Origin of the sequence: Thomasclavelia cocleata (assembly GCF_900102365.1) — a bacterium.
Lineage (GTDB): Bacteria > Bacillota_I > Bacilli_A > Erysipelotrichales > Coprobacillaceae > Thomasclavelia > Thomasclavelia cocleata.
In genome coordinates this window covers 39081-54971 of record NZ_FOIN01000015.1, presented here as the reverse complement: position 1 = coordinate 54971, position 15891 = coordinate 39081, and the positions used below count along the sequence as shown (strand labels likewise).

At 27.7% G+C, this 15891-nt stretch carries 21 protein-coding genes; all 21 read left to right on the top strand.

Annotated features, from left to right (window positions below):
* The first annotated feature begins 81 nt into the window (after nucleotides 1–81).
* A complete protein-coding gene (locus BMW96_RS07240; protein WP_092353972.1) occupies nucleotides 82–1023 on the top strand; it encodes a PD-(D/E)XK nuclease family transposase in 942 nt (313 codons plus the stop codon).
* 293 nt (nucleotides 1024–1316) lie between these two features.
* Nucleotides 1317–1850, top strand: coding sequence for an ECF transporter S component (locus BMW96_RS07235; RefSeq protein ID WP_244881281.1), 534 nt, complete (start codon nucleotides 1317–1319; stop codon nucleotides 1848–1850).
* A 2-nt stretch (nucleotides 1851–1852) separates the two neighbouring features.
* Nucleotides 1853–2893: a uridine kinase family protein gene (locus tag BMW96_RS14115; RefSeq protein WP_177165826.1), complete on the top strand. Its 1041-nt coding sequence runs from the start codon at nucleotides 1853–1855 to the stop codon at nucleotides 2891–2893.
* A 223-nt stretch (nucleotides 2894–3116) separates the two neighbouring features.
* Entirely contained in the window at nucleotides 3117–3530 is a 414-nt protein-coding gene (locus BMW96_RS07225; protein WP_092353968.1) for a peptide deformylase, read from the top strand.
* A gap of 151 nt (nucleotides 3531–3681) precedes the next feature.
* Entirely contained in the window at nucleotides 3682–4356 is a 675-nt protein-coding gene (locus BMW96_RS07220) for a CatB-related O-acetyltransferase (RefSeq protein ID WP_172471830.1), read from the top strand.
* Nucleotides 4346–4804 carry a GNAT family N-acetyltransferase gene (locus BMW96_RS07215; RefSeq protein WP_177165825.1) on the top strand — a complete coding sequence of 153 codons (459 nt, stop codon included), beginning with the start codon at nucleotides 4346–4348 and terminating at the stop codon, nucleotides 4802–4804. Before BMW96_RS07220 ends, BMW96_RS07215 begins: the two co-directional genes overlap by 11 nt.
* A gap of 15 nt (nucleotides 4805–4819) precedes the next feature.
* Entirely contained in the window at nucleotides 4820–5332 is a 513-nt protein-coding gene (locus tag BMW96_RS07210; protein WP_092353962.1) for a GNAT family N-acetyltransferase, read from the top strand.
* A gap of 174 nt (nucleotides 5333–5506) precedes the next feature.
* The gene (gene trhA / locus BMW96_RS07205) at nucleotides 5507–6181 is read left to right on the top strand and encodes a PAQR family membrane homeostasis protein TrhA (protein ID WP_092353960.1); all 675 of its coding nucleotides are present in this window, start codon (nucleotides 5507–5509) and stop codon (nucleotides 6179–6181) included.
* Between the two features lie 182 nt (nucleotides 6182–6363).
* The gene (locus BMW96_RS07200) at nucleotides 6364–7215 is read left to right on the top strand and encodes a DMT family transporter (RefSeq protein WP_092353958.1); all 852 of its coding nucleotides are present in this window, start codon (nucleotides 6364–6366) and stop codon (nucleotides 7213–7215) included.
* A gap of 105 nt (nucleotides 7216–7320) precedes the next feature.
* On the top strand, nucleotides 7321–7545 hold the full coding sequence (locus BMW96_RS07195) for a cupin domain-containing protein (RefSeq protein ID WP_244881280.1): 225 nt from the start codon (nucleotides 7321–7323) through the stop codon (nucleotides 7543–7545).
* A complete protein-coding gene (locus tag BMW96_RS14475) occupies nucleotides 7542–7664 on the top strand; it encodes a cupin domain-containing protein (protein WP_244881279.1) in 123 nt (40 codons plus the stop codon). Before BMW96_RS07195 ends, BMW96_RS14475 begins: the two co-directional genes overlap by 4 nt.
* Before the next feature lie 79 nt (nucleotides 7665–7743).
* A complete protein-coding gene (locus tag BMW96_RS07190; RefSeq protein WP_092353956.1) occupies nucleotides 7744–8088 on the top strand; it encodes a TnpV protein in 345 nt (114 codons plus the stop codon).
* A 159-nt stretch (nucleotides 8089–8247) separates the two neighbouring features.
* Nucleotides 8248–8496: a helix-turn-helix domain-containing protein gene (locus BMW96_RS07185; protein WP_092353954.1), complete on the top strand. Its 249-nt coding sequence runs from the start codon at nucleotides 8248–8250 to the stop codon at nucleotides 8494–8496.
* Complete coding sequence (locus BMW96_RS07180) at nucleotides 8480–10210, top strand: type I restriction-modification system subunit M (RefSeq protein WP_092353952.1); 1731 nt, start codon at nucleotides 8480–8482, stop codon at nucleotides 10208–10210. Before BMW96_RS07185 ends, BMW96_RS07180 begins: the two co-directional genes overlap by 17 nt.
* Nucleotides 10207–11493: a restriction endonuclease subunit S gene (locus BMW96_RS07175; RefSeq protein WP_092353950.1), complete on the top strand. Its 1287-nt coding sequence runs from the start codon at nucleotides 10207–10209 to the stop codon at nucleotides 11491–11493. The genes BMW96_RS07180 and BMW96_RS07175 overlap by 4 nt, the downstream gene beginning before the upstream one ends.
* The gene (locus BMW96_RS07170) at nucleotides 11494–11676 is read left to right on the top strand and encodes a hypothetical protein (RefSeq protein WP_092353948.1); all 183 of its coding nucleotides are present in this window, start codon (nucleotides 11494–11496) and stop codon (nucleotides 11674–11676) included. It abuts the gene before it with no gap.
* Nucleotides 11673–11915 (top strand): GNAT family N-acetyltransferase, encoded by a 243-nt coding sequence (locus BMW96_RS14670; protein ID WP_092353947.1) that lies wholly within the window; start codon nucleotides 11673–11675, stop codon nucleotides 11913–11915. The genes BMW96_RS07170 and BMW96_RS14670 overlap by 4 nt, the downstream gene beginning before the upstream one ends.
* 3 nt (nucleotides 11916–11918) lie before the next feature.
* The gene (locus BMW96_RS07160; protein WP_092353945.1) at nucleotides 11919–12218 is read left to right on the top strand and encodes a hypothetical protein; all 300 of its coding nucleotides are present in this window, start codon (nucleotides 11919–11921) and stop codon (nucleotides 12216–12218) included.
* Nucleotides 12219–12221: 3 nt separating this feature from the next.
* A complete protein-coding gene (locus BMW96_RS07155) occupies nucleotides 12222–12551 on the top strand; it encodes a hypothetical protein (protein ID WP_092353943.1) in 330 nt (109 codons plus the stop codon).
* Between the two features lie 2 nt (nucleotides 12552–12553).
* A complete protein-coding gene (locus tag BMW96_RS07150; protein ID WP_092353941.1) occupies nucleotides 12554–15655 on the top strand; it encodes a type I restriction endonuclease subunit R in 3102 nt (1033 codons plus the stop codon).
* Nucleotides 15652–15807, top strand: coding sequence for a hypothetical protein (locus tag BMW96_RS14110; protein ID WP_157796070.1), 156 nt, complete (start codon nucleotides 15652–15654; stop codon nucleotides 15805–15807). Before BMW96_RS07150 ends, BMW96_RS14110 begins: the two co-directional genes overlap by 4 nt.
* The last annotated feature ends 84 nt before the right edge of the window (nucleotides 15808–15891 follow it).

The following is a 15891-nucleotide window of genomic DNA, read 5'->3' as shown; positions in this document are numbered from 1 at the left end:
TAATAGTATTTTTTAGTGACATTTGATTTTTAAAAGTAATCCTCCTGATTATTTTGTAAAAAATAATAGGAGGATTATTGTATGAGTGAAGTAATTAATTATCAAAATGATTTAGTTAAATTTAATAACGATCTTTTCTTTAAATATCTTCTTTCCAGAGATACTGCTGAATCTAAAATGTTAAGAAAGTATATCGTTAAACTCGTTACCAATATTGACTGTAAAAAAATGATTGTTAAAAATCCTGAAATCAATCAAAATACTGTTCTTGCTAAAAATATTATTTTAGATATTTGTGCTGTTGATGAAACTGGCAGAATTATTGACATAGAAATGCAGATGGCAGGCAGTTCTAACAGTGAAACAGCAAGATTTCAGTTTTATGGAGCCAGACTTCTAGTAGAACAGTTAGATGAGGGGGAAAAGTATAATATGTTAAGACCAGTATATCAAATCATCTTTATCAATGATGATGACAATTGTCTGATTAGGGATTATGCATTTAGAGACAGTGATGGAAGAATGGAGAATGGTAATTTAAACTATCGCTATTTTATTAAGATGAAACATATTGAAAAGATCTTAAAAGAAAAAGAGGTTAAAGAGTTAAATGATTTGGAAAGGTTATGTTATCTGTTTATAAAGAATGAATATACTGGTATAATAAAAGAGAAAGAAGAAGACATAATCGGGATGGTGGTAAAGATGTATGACAAGTTTAGAAATAATGAGCCAATGTGGTCAATAGCGAATCAGTTAGCATTAGCGAAAATAAGAACAGAATCATTTAAAGATGAGTATCATAATAAGGGATTAGAAGAAGGAATTAAAATTGGAATAAAACAGGGGGAAAAACAAGGAATGAAAAAGGAAAAAGTAGAAATGATTAAAGAAAGATACCATCAGGAATGTAGTGAATGGATAGAAGGATTAAGTGAAAAACAGTTAAAGTTAATAAACAAATATATATTTGAAGAAGATGAATTTGAAGCATTTAAAGAAAGAATAGATAATAGTAATTAGTAAAAAAGACAATCAAGATGTTAGCATATTTAGGCATAATATTATAAATAGTTATGTCTGATTGTTGTTATTAAAAATATCAATTGCATTTTGATACTTTAATGATGTTTATCCTGATCATTTTAGTTTGATAGTTGACAAAAAACTATGAGCTTGTTATACTTTTTATACATGAATAAAGCTAAAACAGTTATCAGGAAGATAATCTATTTCATGCCATGAAGGTGTTGAATTACACATGTAAGTGTAATACATTTATGGCTTTTTTTCATGTTTAAATGAAAGGAAGAAAGATGATGAAAGGATTTTCAGTAAGGAATATTGTATTGTCAGCTCTATTTTTAGCTTTAGGTTTTGTTTTACCGTTTTTTACTATGCAAATACCATCAATTGGAAGTATGTTATTACCTATGCATATACCAGTAATTATTTGTGGTTTTGTATGTGGGGCACCATTAGGGTTGATTGTGGGATTTATTTTACCATTGCTAAGAAGTTTGATATTTACAATGCCGCCTATGTTTCCTACTGCTATAGCAATGGCATTTGAGTTAGCTGCTTATGGAATGATTAGTGGATATTTATATAATAGAAGTGATAAAAAAGTGTTTGATATTTATTTTTCTTTAATTGTTTCAATGATTGGTGGACGGATTATTTGGGGATTAGTAAGTGCAATATTATGTGGATTTAGTGGGCAGGTATTTGGAATATCAGTGTTTGTTGCAGGCGCATTTAGTAATGCTGTTCCAGGTATCATTTTACAAATAATTTTAATACCTGTGTTGATTGTAGTTTTACAGAAGGTTAAATTAATTGGAAAATAATCATGAAAGAAATTATTTTAGCACATTTAAGCTCTTATCCATTAATGACAGGTAAGGATATAATTAAGCTGTTATTTCAAAGTGAATTTGCAGGTGAACATATAATTAAGAATTCATCACAAACCTATAATCATTTAAAACAAGAATGTCAAAATTTAAATAATAAAACATATCAAATAGAACCAATAGGAAATAATCTAGTTCGTTTCCACTTATTTAATGCTGATGAAATTGAATTATATACAATTAATCAATTATTTGTTTGTTCAGCGTATCATCATAATGGAAGTAAAGAAGAATTAATTAGGACTTTAAAACAAATCAGACAAATAGATTTACCAATTATTGATTTAAATAATGAAATTGATAATTATCTTCAACAGAATTGTCCTATAATTAGTCATAGTAATATTTATAGAGAAACATATAAACCTCATTATCGAGTTATGAAAGTAGAATTTGCATATTATTATCCAATATTATTAGAAATTAATAAATTATTATTAGTTAAATCAGAAATAAAGATTGCAATAGATGGAATGAGTGCCTCAGGTAAAAGTACATTGGCTAATATACTTGATATGATTTATGATTGTAATATTTTTCATATGGATGACTTTTTTTTACAGTTGTTTCAACGAAATGAAAAACGTTTAAATAGTATTGGGGAAAATATAGATCATGAACGTTTTAAAAATGAAGTGCTTATGCCATTAACTAAACAACAGGAAGTATGGTATCGAAGATTTGATTGTACTAGAATGAGGTTAGAGAATAATGTTGTAAAAATGAATTATAAAAATATAAATATTATAGAGGGTTCATATAGTATGCATCATGATTTAATAGGATACTATGATTATAAGATTGCTTTAAAAATAAGTTCTGATATTCAAACAAAAAGAATTATTAAAAGAAATGGTATTGATATGTTTGAAAGATTTAAAGATATTTGGATTCCAATGGAAAATGATTATTTTAAGTTTTTTAAAATATATGAACAAGCTGATATTGTTTTAGATAATACTGATATAGAAATATAATAATATTTAAATAGCTTTTTATTTGTATATTGTGTAATTAAGTTTGGCAATTTTCTTCATTTATTCTAAAATTTCCTGGGAAATAAACAAAATCTTTTAATTTTGTTATTAATAATTTGAAAAGAAATGAGTTGTTTTATAGAGATTATTTAGATAATAGACTTTATTGTGATATTAGGATATTGATGTTATGATAAGATTAAAAGTTAATTGGAGGGTATAAATGATAAGAGAAATAGTCACAGATCAATTTATATTAAGTCAAAAATCAATATTGGCAACTAAAGATGATTTATCAATTGTTCAGGATTTATTAGATACAATTAAAGCTCATGAGACTCATTGTGTAGGTATGGCAGCTAATATGATTGGAGTAAATAAAAAGATTATTGTTATTAATGATAATGGGAGATATTTAGTGATGATTAATCCTGAAATTATTAGGATAATGGGACAGTCATATGAAACTGAGGAAGGATGCTTATCACACTCAGGTACAAGAAAAACAAAACGCTATGAAAAGATAAAAGTAGCTTTTTATGATGAAAATTTTAAAAAAAAGATTAAGACATTTAATAGTTATTCTGCTCAAATTATTCAACATGAAATAGATCATTGTAATGGAATCTTGATTTAATAAAGATAATAAATTAAAGTGCCAAGGCAGATAAAAAATAAAGGAAGCTAAGATGGTTAGGTGATAAGATGAAAAAAATTAGGATGTTAAAAGCAGTAGCAACGGTATTTATAGGTGGAAGGATGTGATGAATAAAAAGGAGAAAAATAAAATGAAAAATATACCAAATCCAGATGATGTTTATCCTAATCAGTATAAAACATCATGTTATATCAAAAATGTTATTACAGCACCAAATATATTTATTGGAGAATATACTTATTATGATGATCCAGTTGACCCAACTGGATTTGAAAAAAATAATGTATTATTTAATTGGCCTGAATTTGGAGATAAATTAATTATTGGTAAATTTTGTTCAATTGCTTGTGGAACGAAATTTATTATGGGAAGTGCAAATCATCGAATAAGTAGTATTTCAACATACCCTTTTAATGTATTTGGAGGGGTATGGAAAGATAAGACACCACCTCATTTACAGCAATTGCCACGTAAAGGGGATATTATAGTAGGTAATGATGTTTGGATTGGACGTGAAAGTGTAATTATGCCAGGCGTTAAAATTCAAAATGGAGCAATTATTGCTGCCTATTCTGTTGTAACAAAAGATGTTCCTGCTTACTGTGTTGTTGGGGGGAATCCTGCACGTGTAATAAAAAAGCGTTTTGATGATGAAATGATAGAATTATTGGAAGAATTAAAATGGTGGGATTATGATAAAGAAGATTTAATAGATTTATTACCATTATTATGTAATGAAGATATTGCAATGGTAAAAAGTAAAATATATAAAATTATTGTTAGTGGTAAGAAAAATGAAATTTAGAGAATACCAGTCTTCTGATTTAAAAGAAATTTGTGAATTGTTTTATGAAACAATTACAATAATAAATAAATATGATTATAATGATGAGCAAATTAGGGTATGGTCTAATCGCCGAAATGTTCTTCTAAAACAAGATAATTTTTTTTATTCATTGTATACAATTGTAGCTATTGAAAATAATAAAATTGTTGGATATGGAAATATTGATAAAAATGGTTACTTAGATCATTTATATGTTCATAAAAATTATCAGCGAAGACATATAGCAACACTACTTTGTGATAAATTAGAGAATTACAACAAAGAAATAAAAGAGTTGACAGTTCATTCTTCAATTACTGCCAAACCCTTCTTTGAAAAAAGAGGTTATAAAGTAGTTAAAGAGCAAACTGTTGAATTAGATGGAGTAAATATTAATAATTATTTAATGAAAAAAGTAATATTATAAAATTGGAGAAAGAAATTGAAATTTAGATTAGCTGATGTAAAAGATTATCAAAATATTTATCAATTAGTAAAAATAGCATTTGAAACAGCAAAGGTATCAGATGGTAATGAACAAGATTTTGTATTAAAATTACGTGATAGTGATAATTTTATTCCTGAACTCGAATTTGTTTGTGAAAATGAAAACGAGTTAATTGGTCATATCATGATGACTCACCAAGTTATTGATACAAATAATGGTGATTATTTAGGATTGCTTGTAGCACCATTATGTGTGAAATTAGAGAATCGAAATAATGGGATAGGTGGAGCTTTAATAAAATATGCACATAAAGAAGCTTTAAGGATAGGTTATAAAGCTGTGTTTTTAGTTGGGGATCCAAATTATTATGGAAAGTTTGGATATCGTCAAATAAGTGAATTTAAAATTGTAAATAACACTGAGATTCCTGATCAGTTTATTCTTGGATGTGAATTGATACCAGGTGCTTTAACAGAAGTTGAAGGAAGTATAAATATATTTGAATAGAAAATTTATTGAGGCATATCTGATTTAGATATTGCCTCTTTTAGGTTATACAGTATAATAATTATTATTGATATAAAATAATTTAGAGAGTAGAATATAACCAATAAAAAGATGATAAATTTAATTAGACATTAATTTAAAATATGATTCATAATTATGAATTGGGGTGATTTAATGAAGAGGACAAAATTAGATGATCGTGTATTACCAGATTATACACGAGGTGAAGAAATATTTAATATGGTTACTCACATTGTTGGTGGAGCTTTTGGAATAGCTGTATTAGTGCTGTGTATTGTATTTGGGGCGATTAGAGGAAATGGTTATGGAATAGCTTCAGGGATAATATATGGTGTTTCGATGATTCTTTTATATACTATGAGTAGTATTTATCATGGGTTATCACCAAATACAAAAAGTAAAAAGGTGTTCCAAATCATGGATCATTGTTCAATTTTTGTTTTAATTGCAGGAACATATACACCAATTGTTTTATGCTCAATTAGGCCGATAGATTCATTTTGGGCTTGGACAATTTTTTCTGTAGTATGGGGATGTACAATTTTGGGTATTGTTTTAAATGCAATTGATATTGAAAGCAACGAAAAGTTTTCAATGATCTGTTATTTAGCAATGGGCTGGTGTATTATTTTTAAATTTAATTTATTACCTTTAGCTATAGGATATAGTGGTATTATATTGCTTGTACTTGGTGGGATTGCATATACAGTAGGTACGATATTCTATGGACTTCAAAATAAGTATCGTTATATGCATAGTATTTGGCATCTATGGATTTTATTAGGAAGTGTATTTCATTTTTTATGTATTATTATATATGTGATTTAATGTTTAGTGATTGATCTTGGTAAATATTGCCAAGATTTTTAAATTATGATGGGTATGTCATGATTAAGAAATCTGCTGTCTTATATGAATCGTGAAACTCAAATTATTGTTATAGTAGAAATGCAGTTTATTATATCGTATTATAAAAGTTAGGTAGTAATTATAATGAATGGAGTAGTAATATGAAGAATAAAGAAATTTTTTTATTACATTTAGCAGTAATGTTATTTGGGTTAGCAGGTATAATTGGTAAATTTGTTTCACTTCCTGCTGTTATAGTTACATTTGGTCGTGTATTTTTTTCTTCAATTTTTTTATTAATAATTATTTTAGTAAAAAAAGAAAAAATATTTTTAGCTAATAAGCGGGATTATGCGTTAATGATAATAGCTGGGGTTATAATGGCAATTCACTGGTTTACTTTTTTACAAACTATTCAAATGTCTACAGTTGCAATTGGAACAATTACTTTTTCTACATTTCCACTGTTTGTTACTTTTTTAGAACCAATTATATATAAAGAAAAATTAAGAATAAAAGATATTATTCTAGCATTAATTATATTTTTAGGAATATTAATTACAATTCCTGAATTTACTTTAGATAATCAAGTAACTTTAGCAATTATCATAGGTTTGATGGGTTCGTTAAGTTATGCTGTTTTATGTTTAATGAACCGTTATTTTTCTAATAGATATTCAGGAAGAATAATTTGTTTATATGAACAAGGGATAGCAGCAATTACTTTGTTTCCAGCTTTATTTATTGTTAAAGCGGTACCAAACGCTACAGATTTATTAGCACTTATATTTTTAGGAATTATTTGTACAGCATTAGCTCATAGTATTTATGTAAGTAGTTTAAAAAAGGTAAAAGTTCAAACAGCAGGAATTATATCTGGAATGGAGACAGTATATAGTATTGTATTTGCATATATTTTGTTGAAAGAAACTTTAGGGGTGAGAGAATTAGTAGGTGGCATTGTTATTTTATCAGTAGCTTTTTATGCTTCTATAACTAGCAGAGATTGTTGATGATAATATGAGGGAGCACACTTAGAATATTTATATTAGATTTAGTCTTTAGCTATAATTTTTTAAGGTTATTGTATAATATAGATATAAAATAGGAGGCTTAATATGAATAGTACATATATTAAAAATATTCCTCATGAACAAATTATTACTTTAGCTAGTCAAGTAGAAGTTCAAACAGGACAAGTAGTTAGTAAAACTTTAGCTCAAAATGAGGCTTTAAGTATTACTGTATTTTCTTTTGATAAAGGTGAAGAAATTGGAACCCATGGTTCATCTGGTGATGAACCATGGGTACAGTTTTACAAGGAATTGGGAAATTTGTTGTGAATGGTGAAGAATTTATTTTAAAACAAGGTGAGACATTGGTAATGCCAGCTAATAAACCTCATTCAGTATTTGCTAAAGAAGCATTTAAAATGCTTTTGGTTGTGGTTTTCCACATATGAAAAATAAGTAGAAAAACTATATGTCGTTACAAGTCGGATCGACATCAAAAAAGTACGATAAATAGAGGGGAATTTGAATATGAAAAAACTAGACTATATAGAAGTTGGTGGTATTTTATACCCAGATTTACATGTAAATGTAAAAGAATTAGATTATTTTGGTACGAAAAAGATAGAATACATGAAGATGTATCATCCAGATGAATATGTTCTTTTAATGGCAAAAGGTACATTGTTTGATTATCTTGAGCAAATAGATATACAAGCAAGTAATATGTATGACAGACTTGTAGACCAATACAAGAAACAAAGAAATATAACAGAAGTACTAAAAGCACAAGACCAAATGTTATGGGTACAAGAAATGAATAACATTAAAGTTTGTGTAAATGAAGTTATATTAAATGAATTAATTTATGAATAGTAATGAGAACTCAGTGTAGGAATATGCTGGTTTTTTTATGAAATTCTATTATATAAACTAAAAAGTTTATAAACTGATATAAATTAAGTAATATAACTAAAAATATATTGTTAATATAAACTAAAAAGTTTATAATTATAAGAGCTAGGAGGTTGTTTTATGCCAAGTGCAGATAAAATTAGGATGATTTGTGCAAAATTGAATATTAGTATAGCTGAGTTAGCTAGACGCACTGGTCAAACTCCACAAAATCTCAATGGTAAATTAAAAAGAGATTCTATCTCTGATGAAGAATTTATATTGATTGCTAATGTATTAGGGATGACATATGAACAGACTTTCACTTTACCAAATGGAGAAAAAATGACTTTTACAAATGGAGGGAATACAAATGAGTTTAAGTGCTAACGTAAGTGAAAAAGCAGCATTAATCTGGGCTATAGCAGATAAATTAACAGGAGTCTATAAACCACATGAATATGGAGAAATCATTCTTCCATTAACTGTGTTAAGAAGATTTGATTGTATATTAGCAGATACAAAAGAAAAAGTAGTTGAAAAGTATAAAACAGTAAAAAATGTTCCTATGAAGGATGTGTTATTACGTCAAGTTTCTAAACACCAATTTTATAATACAAGCAAATATACTTTTGAGAAATTACTTGATGATCCAGACAATATCGAAATTAACTTTAGAGATTTTTTGAATGGATTTTCTCAAAATGTGTTAGATATTTACGATAACTTTAGATTTGATAACCATATTACAAAAATGGCAGAGAATGGAATATTATATTTAGTAATTAAAGAATTTACTACACCTAGAGCAAATTTACATCCTGATGTTGTTTCAAATTTAGAAATGGGATATATCTTTGAAGAAATTATTAGAAGATTCTCAGAAGCTCATAATGAAGATGCAGGACAACACTATACACCTAGAGAAGTTATTAGACTTATGGTAAATATTTTATTTAATAACGAAAATCAACAACTAGCTGATTCTAATGTAGCGAAAACAATTTATGACCCTGCATGTGGAACAGGTGGTATGTTAAGTGTTGCGGAAGAATATTTAAATGAATTAAATGATACAAGTAAATTAATTCCTTTTGGACAAGAAATCAACGATCAAACTTTCGCAATTTGTAAAGCAGATATGCTGATTAAAGAAAATGATGCAGATTTTATTAAAAAAGGTAATACTTTATCTGATGATAAATTTACTGGGCAAACATTTGATTATATTATTTCAAATCCACCTTTTGGAAGAGAATGGAAAAATGAGAAAGAAGCAGTTTTAAAAGAATCTAAAAAAGGTTTTGCTGGAAGATTTGGACCAGGATTACCTGCTGCAGGGGATGGTCAAATGTTATTCCTTTTAACTGCTATTTCAAAAATGAAAGAACCTAGTCAAGGTGGAAGTAGAATTGCGATTATTCATAATGGATCACCATTATTTACAGGAGATGCAGGAAGTGGTCCATCTGAAATTAGAAGATACATTTTAGAAAATGATTTATTAGAAGCAATTGTTGCGTTACCAAATGATATTTTCTATAACACTGGTATTGCTACTTATATCTGGGTGCTATCAAATAAAAAACAAGGTACAGTCCGAGAAGGAAAGGTGCAACTTATTAATGCAAACGGATTATATGAAAAGAGAAGAAAATCATTAGGGAATAAACGTAATGATATTCCAGAACACTATATTAATGAAATTACACAAATTTATGGTGATTTTAAAGAAAGTGAAATTAGTAAAATATTTGATAATGAAGATTTTGGATACACAAAAATTACAGTTGAAAGACCATTAAAAGATGAAGAAGGAAATCTTATTTTAAAGAAAGGTAGAGCACAACCAGATTCTTCATTAAGAGATACTGAAAATGTTCCTTTAAAAGAAGACATACAAGAATACTTTGATAGAGAAGTATTACCATTTGTTTCTGATGCTTGGATTGATGAAAAGAAATCAAAAGTTGGATATGAAATTCCATTCACAAGATATTTCTATAAATATGTACCACCTAGACCATCTGAAGAAATCATGAAGGAAATCTTAGAACTTGAACAGGAATTAGATGGTAGTTTAAAGGAGATTTTTGATTTATGAGAGAAATGAAAGATAGTGGTATTGAATGGATTGGAGAGATACCAAAGGATTGGAAATTAATAAAAATAGGAAATATTTATGATGAAAGAAACATAAAAGTAAGTGATAAAGATTATGAACCATTGTCAGTTACTAAAAATGGAATTGTTCTTCAATTGGAAAGTGCTGCAAAATCAAATGATAATGACAATCGTAAGTTAATTAGAAAGAATGATTTTGTCATTAATAGTCGCTCTGATAGGAGAGGGTCGTGTGGAATTTCAAATTATGATGGTTCTTGCTCGTTGATAAATACTGTATTAAAACCTAGAGATCATATGATTAATCAATATTATAATTATGTTTTTCGTTCAGAATTATTTGCAGATGAATTTTATAAATGGGGTAATGGAATAGTTAACGATTTATGGTCAACAAAGTGGTCTAGTATGAAAAAAATATATATTCCGTTTCCAAATCTAACACAACAACAAAGTATTGCAAACTATCTTGATGATAAATGTGAGAAGATTGATAGAATGATTGCAAAAGAAAAAGAAGAAATTGAAAAGCTAAACGAATATAAAGATTCGCTTATTGAAATAACGATAACAAAAGGTTTAAATAAAAAAGTCAATATGGTAAAAAGTGAATTAAAATGGATAGATGAAATACCAAAGGATTGGAAGAAATACAAATTATCTCAATTATGTTCTTCAAAGAAATATTCGATGGTTGATGGGCCTTTTGGATCGGACATGAAAAATGAGGAGTATGTTGATGAGGGTGTTCCAATAGTACAATTAACTAATATAAAAAAATATAATCATTATACAGAAAAATTGAAGTTTATAACGAGGGATAAACATTTACAATTAAAAAGACATACAGCACTAAAAGGAGATATAGCAATTGCGAAAATGATGCCAGCAGGTAGAGCATGCATATTAGATGATTTATATGATGAATATGTAGTTGCTGCTGATGCAATTCGCTTTTCTCCAAATGAAATTAAAGTTGATAAAAGGTTTGTATTATATTGTTTAAATACATATGGTATGGTTGAATGTGAGTTAGAATCAAAAGGAACAACTAGAATTAGAATAAGTTTAGATATTGCTCGCAACATAAAACTATATTTACCTAAGTTAGAAGAACAAACAAGTATTGCTGATTTTCTTGATAAAAAATGTAATGAAATAGAAAAAACAATTAAGTTGAAAGAAGTAAAAATTGAAAAAGTTGAAGCTTATAAAAAATCTTTAATATACGAATGTGTTACTGGGAAAAGGGAAGTAGAATAAATGGACGTTTCGAATATATTATTTAATAGAAAAATGAATATTCATCTAAAATTGGATGATTATGAAACAACATTATATATTAAAGTGTTTGACAGAGAAAAACGTATTGCTACAATGACAGTTCTTAAATATGTTAATGAAAATTATTTGAAAATCGGAGATATATCAGAATTTAGTAATTGAAATATATAAATAAAGGCATTGGTTCAATGATGATGGAAGAACTACTTAACTACGCAGAAAGCAGTAATTACCAAGAAATCAGGGGAGAATTATCGATAGTGGACAATAATCATAAAGATAGATTGCATCATTTTTATCAAAAGTTTGGCTTTGAAATTACAGAAACAAATAATAGAAATGATTGTATTTATGCAACAATTTGTAAAAGGGTGAGAAAATCCGAAAAAGCAGGCGATTAAAGAATGAAGAAGAAATATAAAAATATAGTTATGTTTTTAATAGTTGGTTTTTGCCTATATATCTTGTTTGATCTTTTTAACATTCCAAGTAAAATTGGATTAACAGTATCCAATTTGAATAATGACATTTTAGGGATTGCTACAAGTGCAGTAGTTGCCTTAATAATTTATTTTATTTCATATAATGAAATAGATGATAGAAAAATAAAACGTGAAGAAAATTCAAGAAATACTGCAAAAGTGCTGTTGATAAACACATATATTGAATGTTTAGATAATTTGAAACTGGTGAATGATAAGTAAATTGTGAAAGAATTTATTGTTCTAAAAGTTGATTTTGATAAAACTGATTCAGAAAACAAAGTTGTTCGAAATTTACAAACTTTACCATTTGAAACTTTAGAAATAGTTATGCAATTTTCAAAAGAAGGATTTATAGAGAAGAGTGTTCTTGAGACTTATTTTTCAATAAAAAAAGAATACAATTTCGTAATTTCATCTAAAATAACGTTTTTTGATATTGACGAAGCAGAAGAATTATTGCCAATAACTTATGGAGATTTGTTAAGCGAAAGATATAAGAGTTTAATTGATAATATTAAGAACGCAATAGAGAAAATAAAAAGTGAGGTGTAATCATGTCTGATTTAACTATTAAAGAAATACAACTGGAAAAAGATATAGAGGAATATCTTGCAACTAAAGGAGGGTATAAAAAAGGTAGCCCTAAGAAGTTTGATAGAAAACTAGGATTAGGTTGTGATACTTTTGTTGAATTCATTAAAACAAGTCAAGAAAGAAACTGGGAAAAGTATAAAACTATTTATGGTAATGATGCTGAAAAGCAAATTGTTACCAGATTTGATCGTGAAGTAAAAATGAATGGCTTATTAAAAGTATTGCGTTATGGTTTTAAAGATAGAGGTATAACTTTTAAAGCTGTTTTCTGGAAACCTGAAACAAGTATTAATGAAACGAGTTTGATGCAATATGAGGCAAATATCTTACATTGTACAAGACAATTACATTATTCGCTATTAAATGAAAATAGTATTGATATTGTATTGTTTATAAATGGTATTCCAGTTGTTTCAATGGAATTAAAGTGTCAATTTACAGGACAAAGCATTACAAATGCAATTGCTCAGTATAAGTTTGATAGAGCAAGCAAAGATACCATTTTTGAATTTAAGAATCGTGTATTAGTGCATTTTGCTGTTGATTTAACTAATGTTTATATGACTACTCGACTTGAAGGTACAAAAACATATTTCCTACCATTCAACCAAGGAAGTAATGGAGCAGGTAGAGTTGGTGGAAAAGGGAATCCAATTAATGAAGATGGATATGATACATCATATTTATGGGAAAGAGTGTTATGCAAAGATCGTTTACTTGAAATCTTACATAAGTATATGCATCTTCAACAAGAATTTGATGAACAAGGAAATATAAAATCTGAAAGAATGATATTTCCACGATTTCACCAATTAGATGTTGTTACAGAATTGTTAGATGATGTAAAGAAAAATGGCGCAGGTAATAATTATTTGATTCAGCATAGTGCAGGAAGTGGAAAATCTAATTCAATTGCATGGTTGGCACATAGATTATCGGGGTTACATAATTATGATGATGAAAAGATATTTCAATCTGTTATTATTGTTACTGATAGAAAAGTATTAGATAGTCAATTACAAAATACGGTTTATCAATTTGATCATGTTCAAGGTATAGTGGTTAAAGTTGATAAAAATGCACAGCAACTGAAAGAAGCTATTGAAGATGGCGCAGGAATCATTATTACAACACTACAAAAATTCCCTGTTATTTACAATCAAGTTCATTCTGGTAATAAACGCTTTGCAGTTATTATTGATGAAGCACATTCCTCACAAAGTGGAGATTCAGCTAAGAAATTAAAACGAGCATTAGCAGATACTGAAAAAGTATTAGAAGAATATGCTAAATTGGAATACGAAGATGAAATAACATGTAAAGATGATGAAGATAAATTGTTAGATGAATTGGCTGCACAAGGTAAACAAGATAATTTATCATTCTTTGCGTTTACTGCAACCCCTAAAGGAAGAACATTGAATTTATTTGGTTCTAAAGATGAAAATGGTGAATATCACCCATTCCATATTTATTCAATGAAACAGGCAATAGAAGAAGGATTCATTCTTGATGTGCTTAAAAATTATATGACGTACAACATGTATTATAAGATTATTAAAAACATTTCTGATGATCCAGAACTGGAAACAACTTCAGGAGTTAAAGCAATCAAGAAATATGAAACATTACATCCACATAATATTTCACAGAAAACAAGTATTATGTTAGAGCATTTCCGTAATGTGACTATGCATAAAATTGGTGGTAAAGCAAAGGCGATGGTTGTTACTCCATCAAGACTACATGCAGTTCGCTATGTAAATGAATTTAAACGACAAATTAAAGAAAAAGGTTTTGATGATTTAGAAGTATTGGTTGCATTCTCTGGAGAAGTGATGGATGAAGGTACATCATATACTGAGGAATCAATAAACAAAAATAAAAATGGTGAAACAATTAAGGAAAAATCGTTACCTGCTGCTTTCCATACAGATGAATATGGAATGTTAATTGTTGCAGAAAAATATCAAACTGGTTTTGATGAACCTTTATTACATACAATGTTTGTAGATAAGAAATTATCAGGTGTAAAAGCCGTTCAAACATTATCTAGATTAAATAGAACTGCTAGAGGTAAACAAGATACTTTTGTATTGGATTTTGTAAATAGTGCAGAAGATATTAAAAAATCATTTGAACCATATTACGAAGAAACTGTTTTAACTGAGGAAACTGATCCAAATGTCATTTATGATATAAAAAATACACTTGATCAATATCAAGTATATAGAGAAATAGAAGTTGAACAATTTGCAGAAATATTTTATTCAAATAATCAAAAGAGTAATGACATGGGAAGGTTACAAAGTAAGATTACACCTGCATTGCAAAGATATAATGATTTAAATCAAGAGAAAAGAGATTTATTTAAATCTACTTTAGCAAGATTTAACAGAATTTATGCTTTTGTAACCCAAGTGACTCGTATGTTTGATAAAGATATTCATAAGTTTTCAATTTATGCAAAATTCTTATTAACACAATTACCTAAGAATGGAGTAGAACCTGTTGATTTAGATGATAAAATTCTTCTAGAATATTATAAATTAGAAAAAGATTTTGAAGGGAGTATAACCTTAGAAGGTAGTGCTGAAGGTTTTACACCAATCAAAGGAGAAGCTGGTAGAAAAGAAATTAAAAAAGATCCATTAACGGTATTAATAGATAAAATTAATACAATTTTTGGTACTCAGTTTACTGAAATGGATAAGGTATTAATGCAAATAGAAAATGATTATGCTTCAGAAGAACAATGGCAAAGTTATGCTGCAAATAATGATAAGAAAACATTTATGTTACTTTTTGAAAGAGATTTCCCAGAAAAAGCAGCAGCACGTTATGAACAGAATGATCAATTCTTTGTGAAGATGTTTAACGAACCAAGTTTTATGCAAAAAGTAATAGAGGATTTAGGTGGCTTGATCTATGAGAGATTGAAAAAAGCGTTTAAATATCCGATGGAAAGTAATGTAAATCAGTATATGGTTGCTGAAGATGAAAAAAAGTATAATATAGATGATATTTTAGTAGAAAAATGTAGGAAAGAGGGGAAAGTATGAAGGTATATATTGAATCTTTAGGAAATAGGATTTTAAAAATTGAATCGGAAAAAATTGTGAATACCATAGAAATAGAAGCAAGAAGCGAGGATGAATTACTAGAAAAATTATATAAAAAATATGAAAAAATTGATGATGAAATATTAGAATAAATCACACAAATATTTGATGATGAAAAACAAAATCAATCACTAAACAAATATAATATTAAACATTGGGTTAGTAATCGGTCATTT

Coding starts and splice junctions, on each gene's coding strand:
- BMW96_RS07235 (WP_244881281.1), top strand. CDS start 1,317: ATGATGAAAGGATTTTCAGTAAGGAATATTGTATTGTCAGCTCTATTT.
- trhA (WP_092353960.1), top strand. CDS start 5,507: ATGAAGAGGACAAAATTAGATGATCGTGTATTACCAGATTATACACGA.
- BMW96_RS07185 (WP_092353954.1), top strand. CDS start 8,248: ATGCCAAGTGCAGATAAAATTAGGATGATTTGTGCAAAATTGAATATT.
- BMW96_RS07170 (WP_092353948.1), top strand. CDS start 11,494: ATGGACGTTTCGAATATATTATTTAATAGAAAAATGAATATTCATCTA.
- BMW96_RS07195 (WP_244881280.1), top strand. CDS start 7,321: ATGAATAGTACATATATTAAAAATATTCCTCATGAACAAATTATTACT.
- BMW96_RS07220 (WP_172471830.1), top strand. CDS start 3,682: ATGAAAAATATACCAAATCCAGATGATGTTTATCCTAATCAGTATAAA.
- BMW96_RS14110 (WP_157796070.1), top strand. CDS start 15,652: ATGAAGGTATATATTGAATCTTTAGGAAATAGGATTTTAAAAATTGAA.
- BMW96_RS07240 (WP_092353972.1), top strand. CDS start 82: ATGAGTGAAGTAATTAATTATCAAAATGATTTAGTTAAATTTAATAAC.
- BMW96_RS07215 (WP_177165825.1), top strand. CDS start 4,346: ATGAAATTTAGAGAATACCAGTCTTCTGATTTAAAAGAAATTTGTGAA.
- BMW96_RS07160 (WP_092353945.1), top strand. CDS start 11,919: ATGAAGAAGAAATATAAAAATATAGTTATGTTTTTAATAGTTGGTTTT.
- BMW96_RS07180 (WP_092353952.1), top strand. CDS start 8,480: ATGAGTTTAAGTGCTAACGTAAGTGAAAAAGCAGCATTAATCTGGGCT.
- BMW96_RS07200 (WP_092353958.1), top strand. CDS start 6,364: ATGAAGAATAAAGAAATTTTTTTATTACATTTAGCAGTAATGTTATTT.
- BMW96_RS14115 (WP_177165826.1), top strand. CDS start 1,853: ATGAAAGAAATTATTTTAGCACATTTAAGCTCTTATCCATTAATGACA.
- BMW96_RS07190 (WP_092353956.1), top strand. CDS start 7,744: ATGAAAAAACTAGACTATATAGAAGTTGGTGGTATTTTATACCCAGAT.
- BMW96_RS07175 (WP_092353950.1), top strand. CDS start 10,207: ATGAGAGAAATGAAAGATAGTGGTATTGAATGGATTGGAGAGATACCA.
- BMW96_RS07225 (WP_092353968.1), top strand. CDS start 3,117: ATGATAAGAGAAATAGTCACAGATCAATTTATATTAAGTCAAAAATCA.
- BMW96_RS07150 (WP_092353941.1), top strand. CDS start 12,554: ATGTCTGATTTAACTATTAAAGAAATACAACTGGAAAAAGATATAGAG.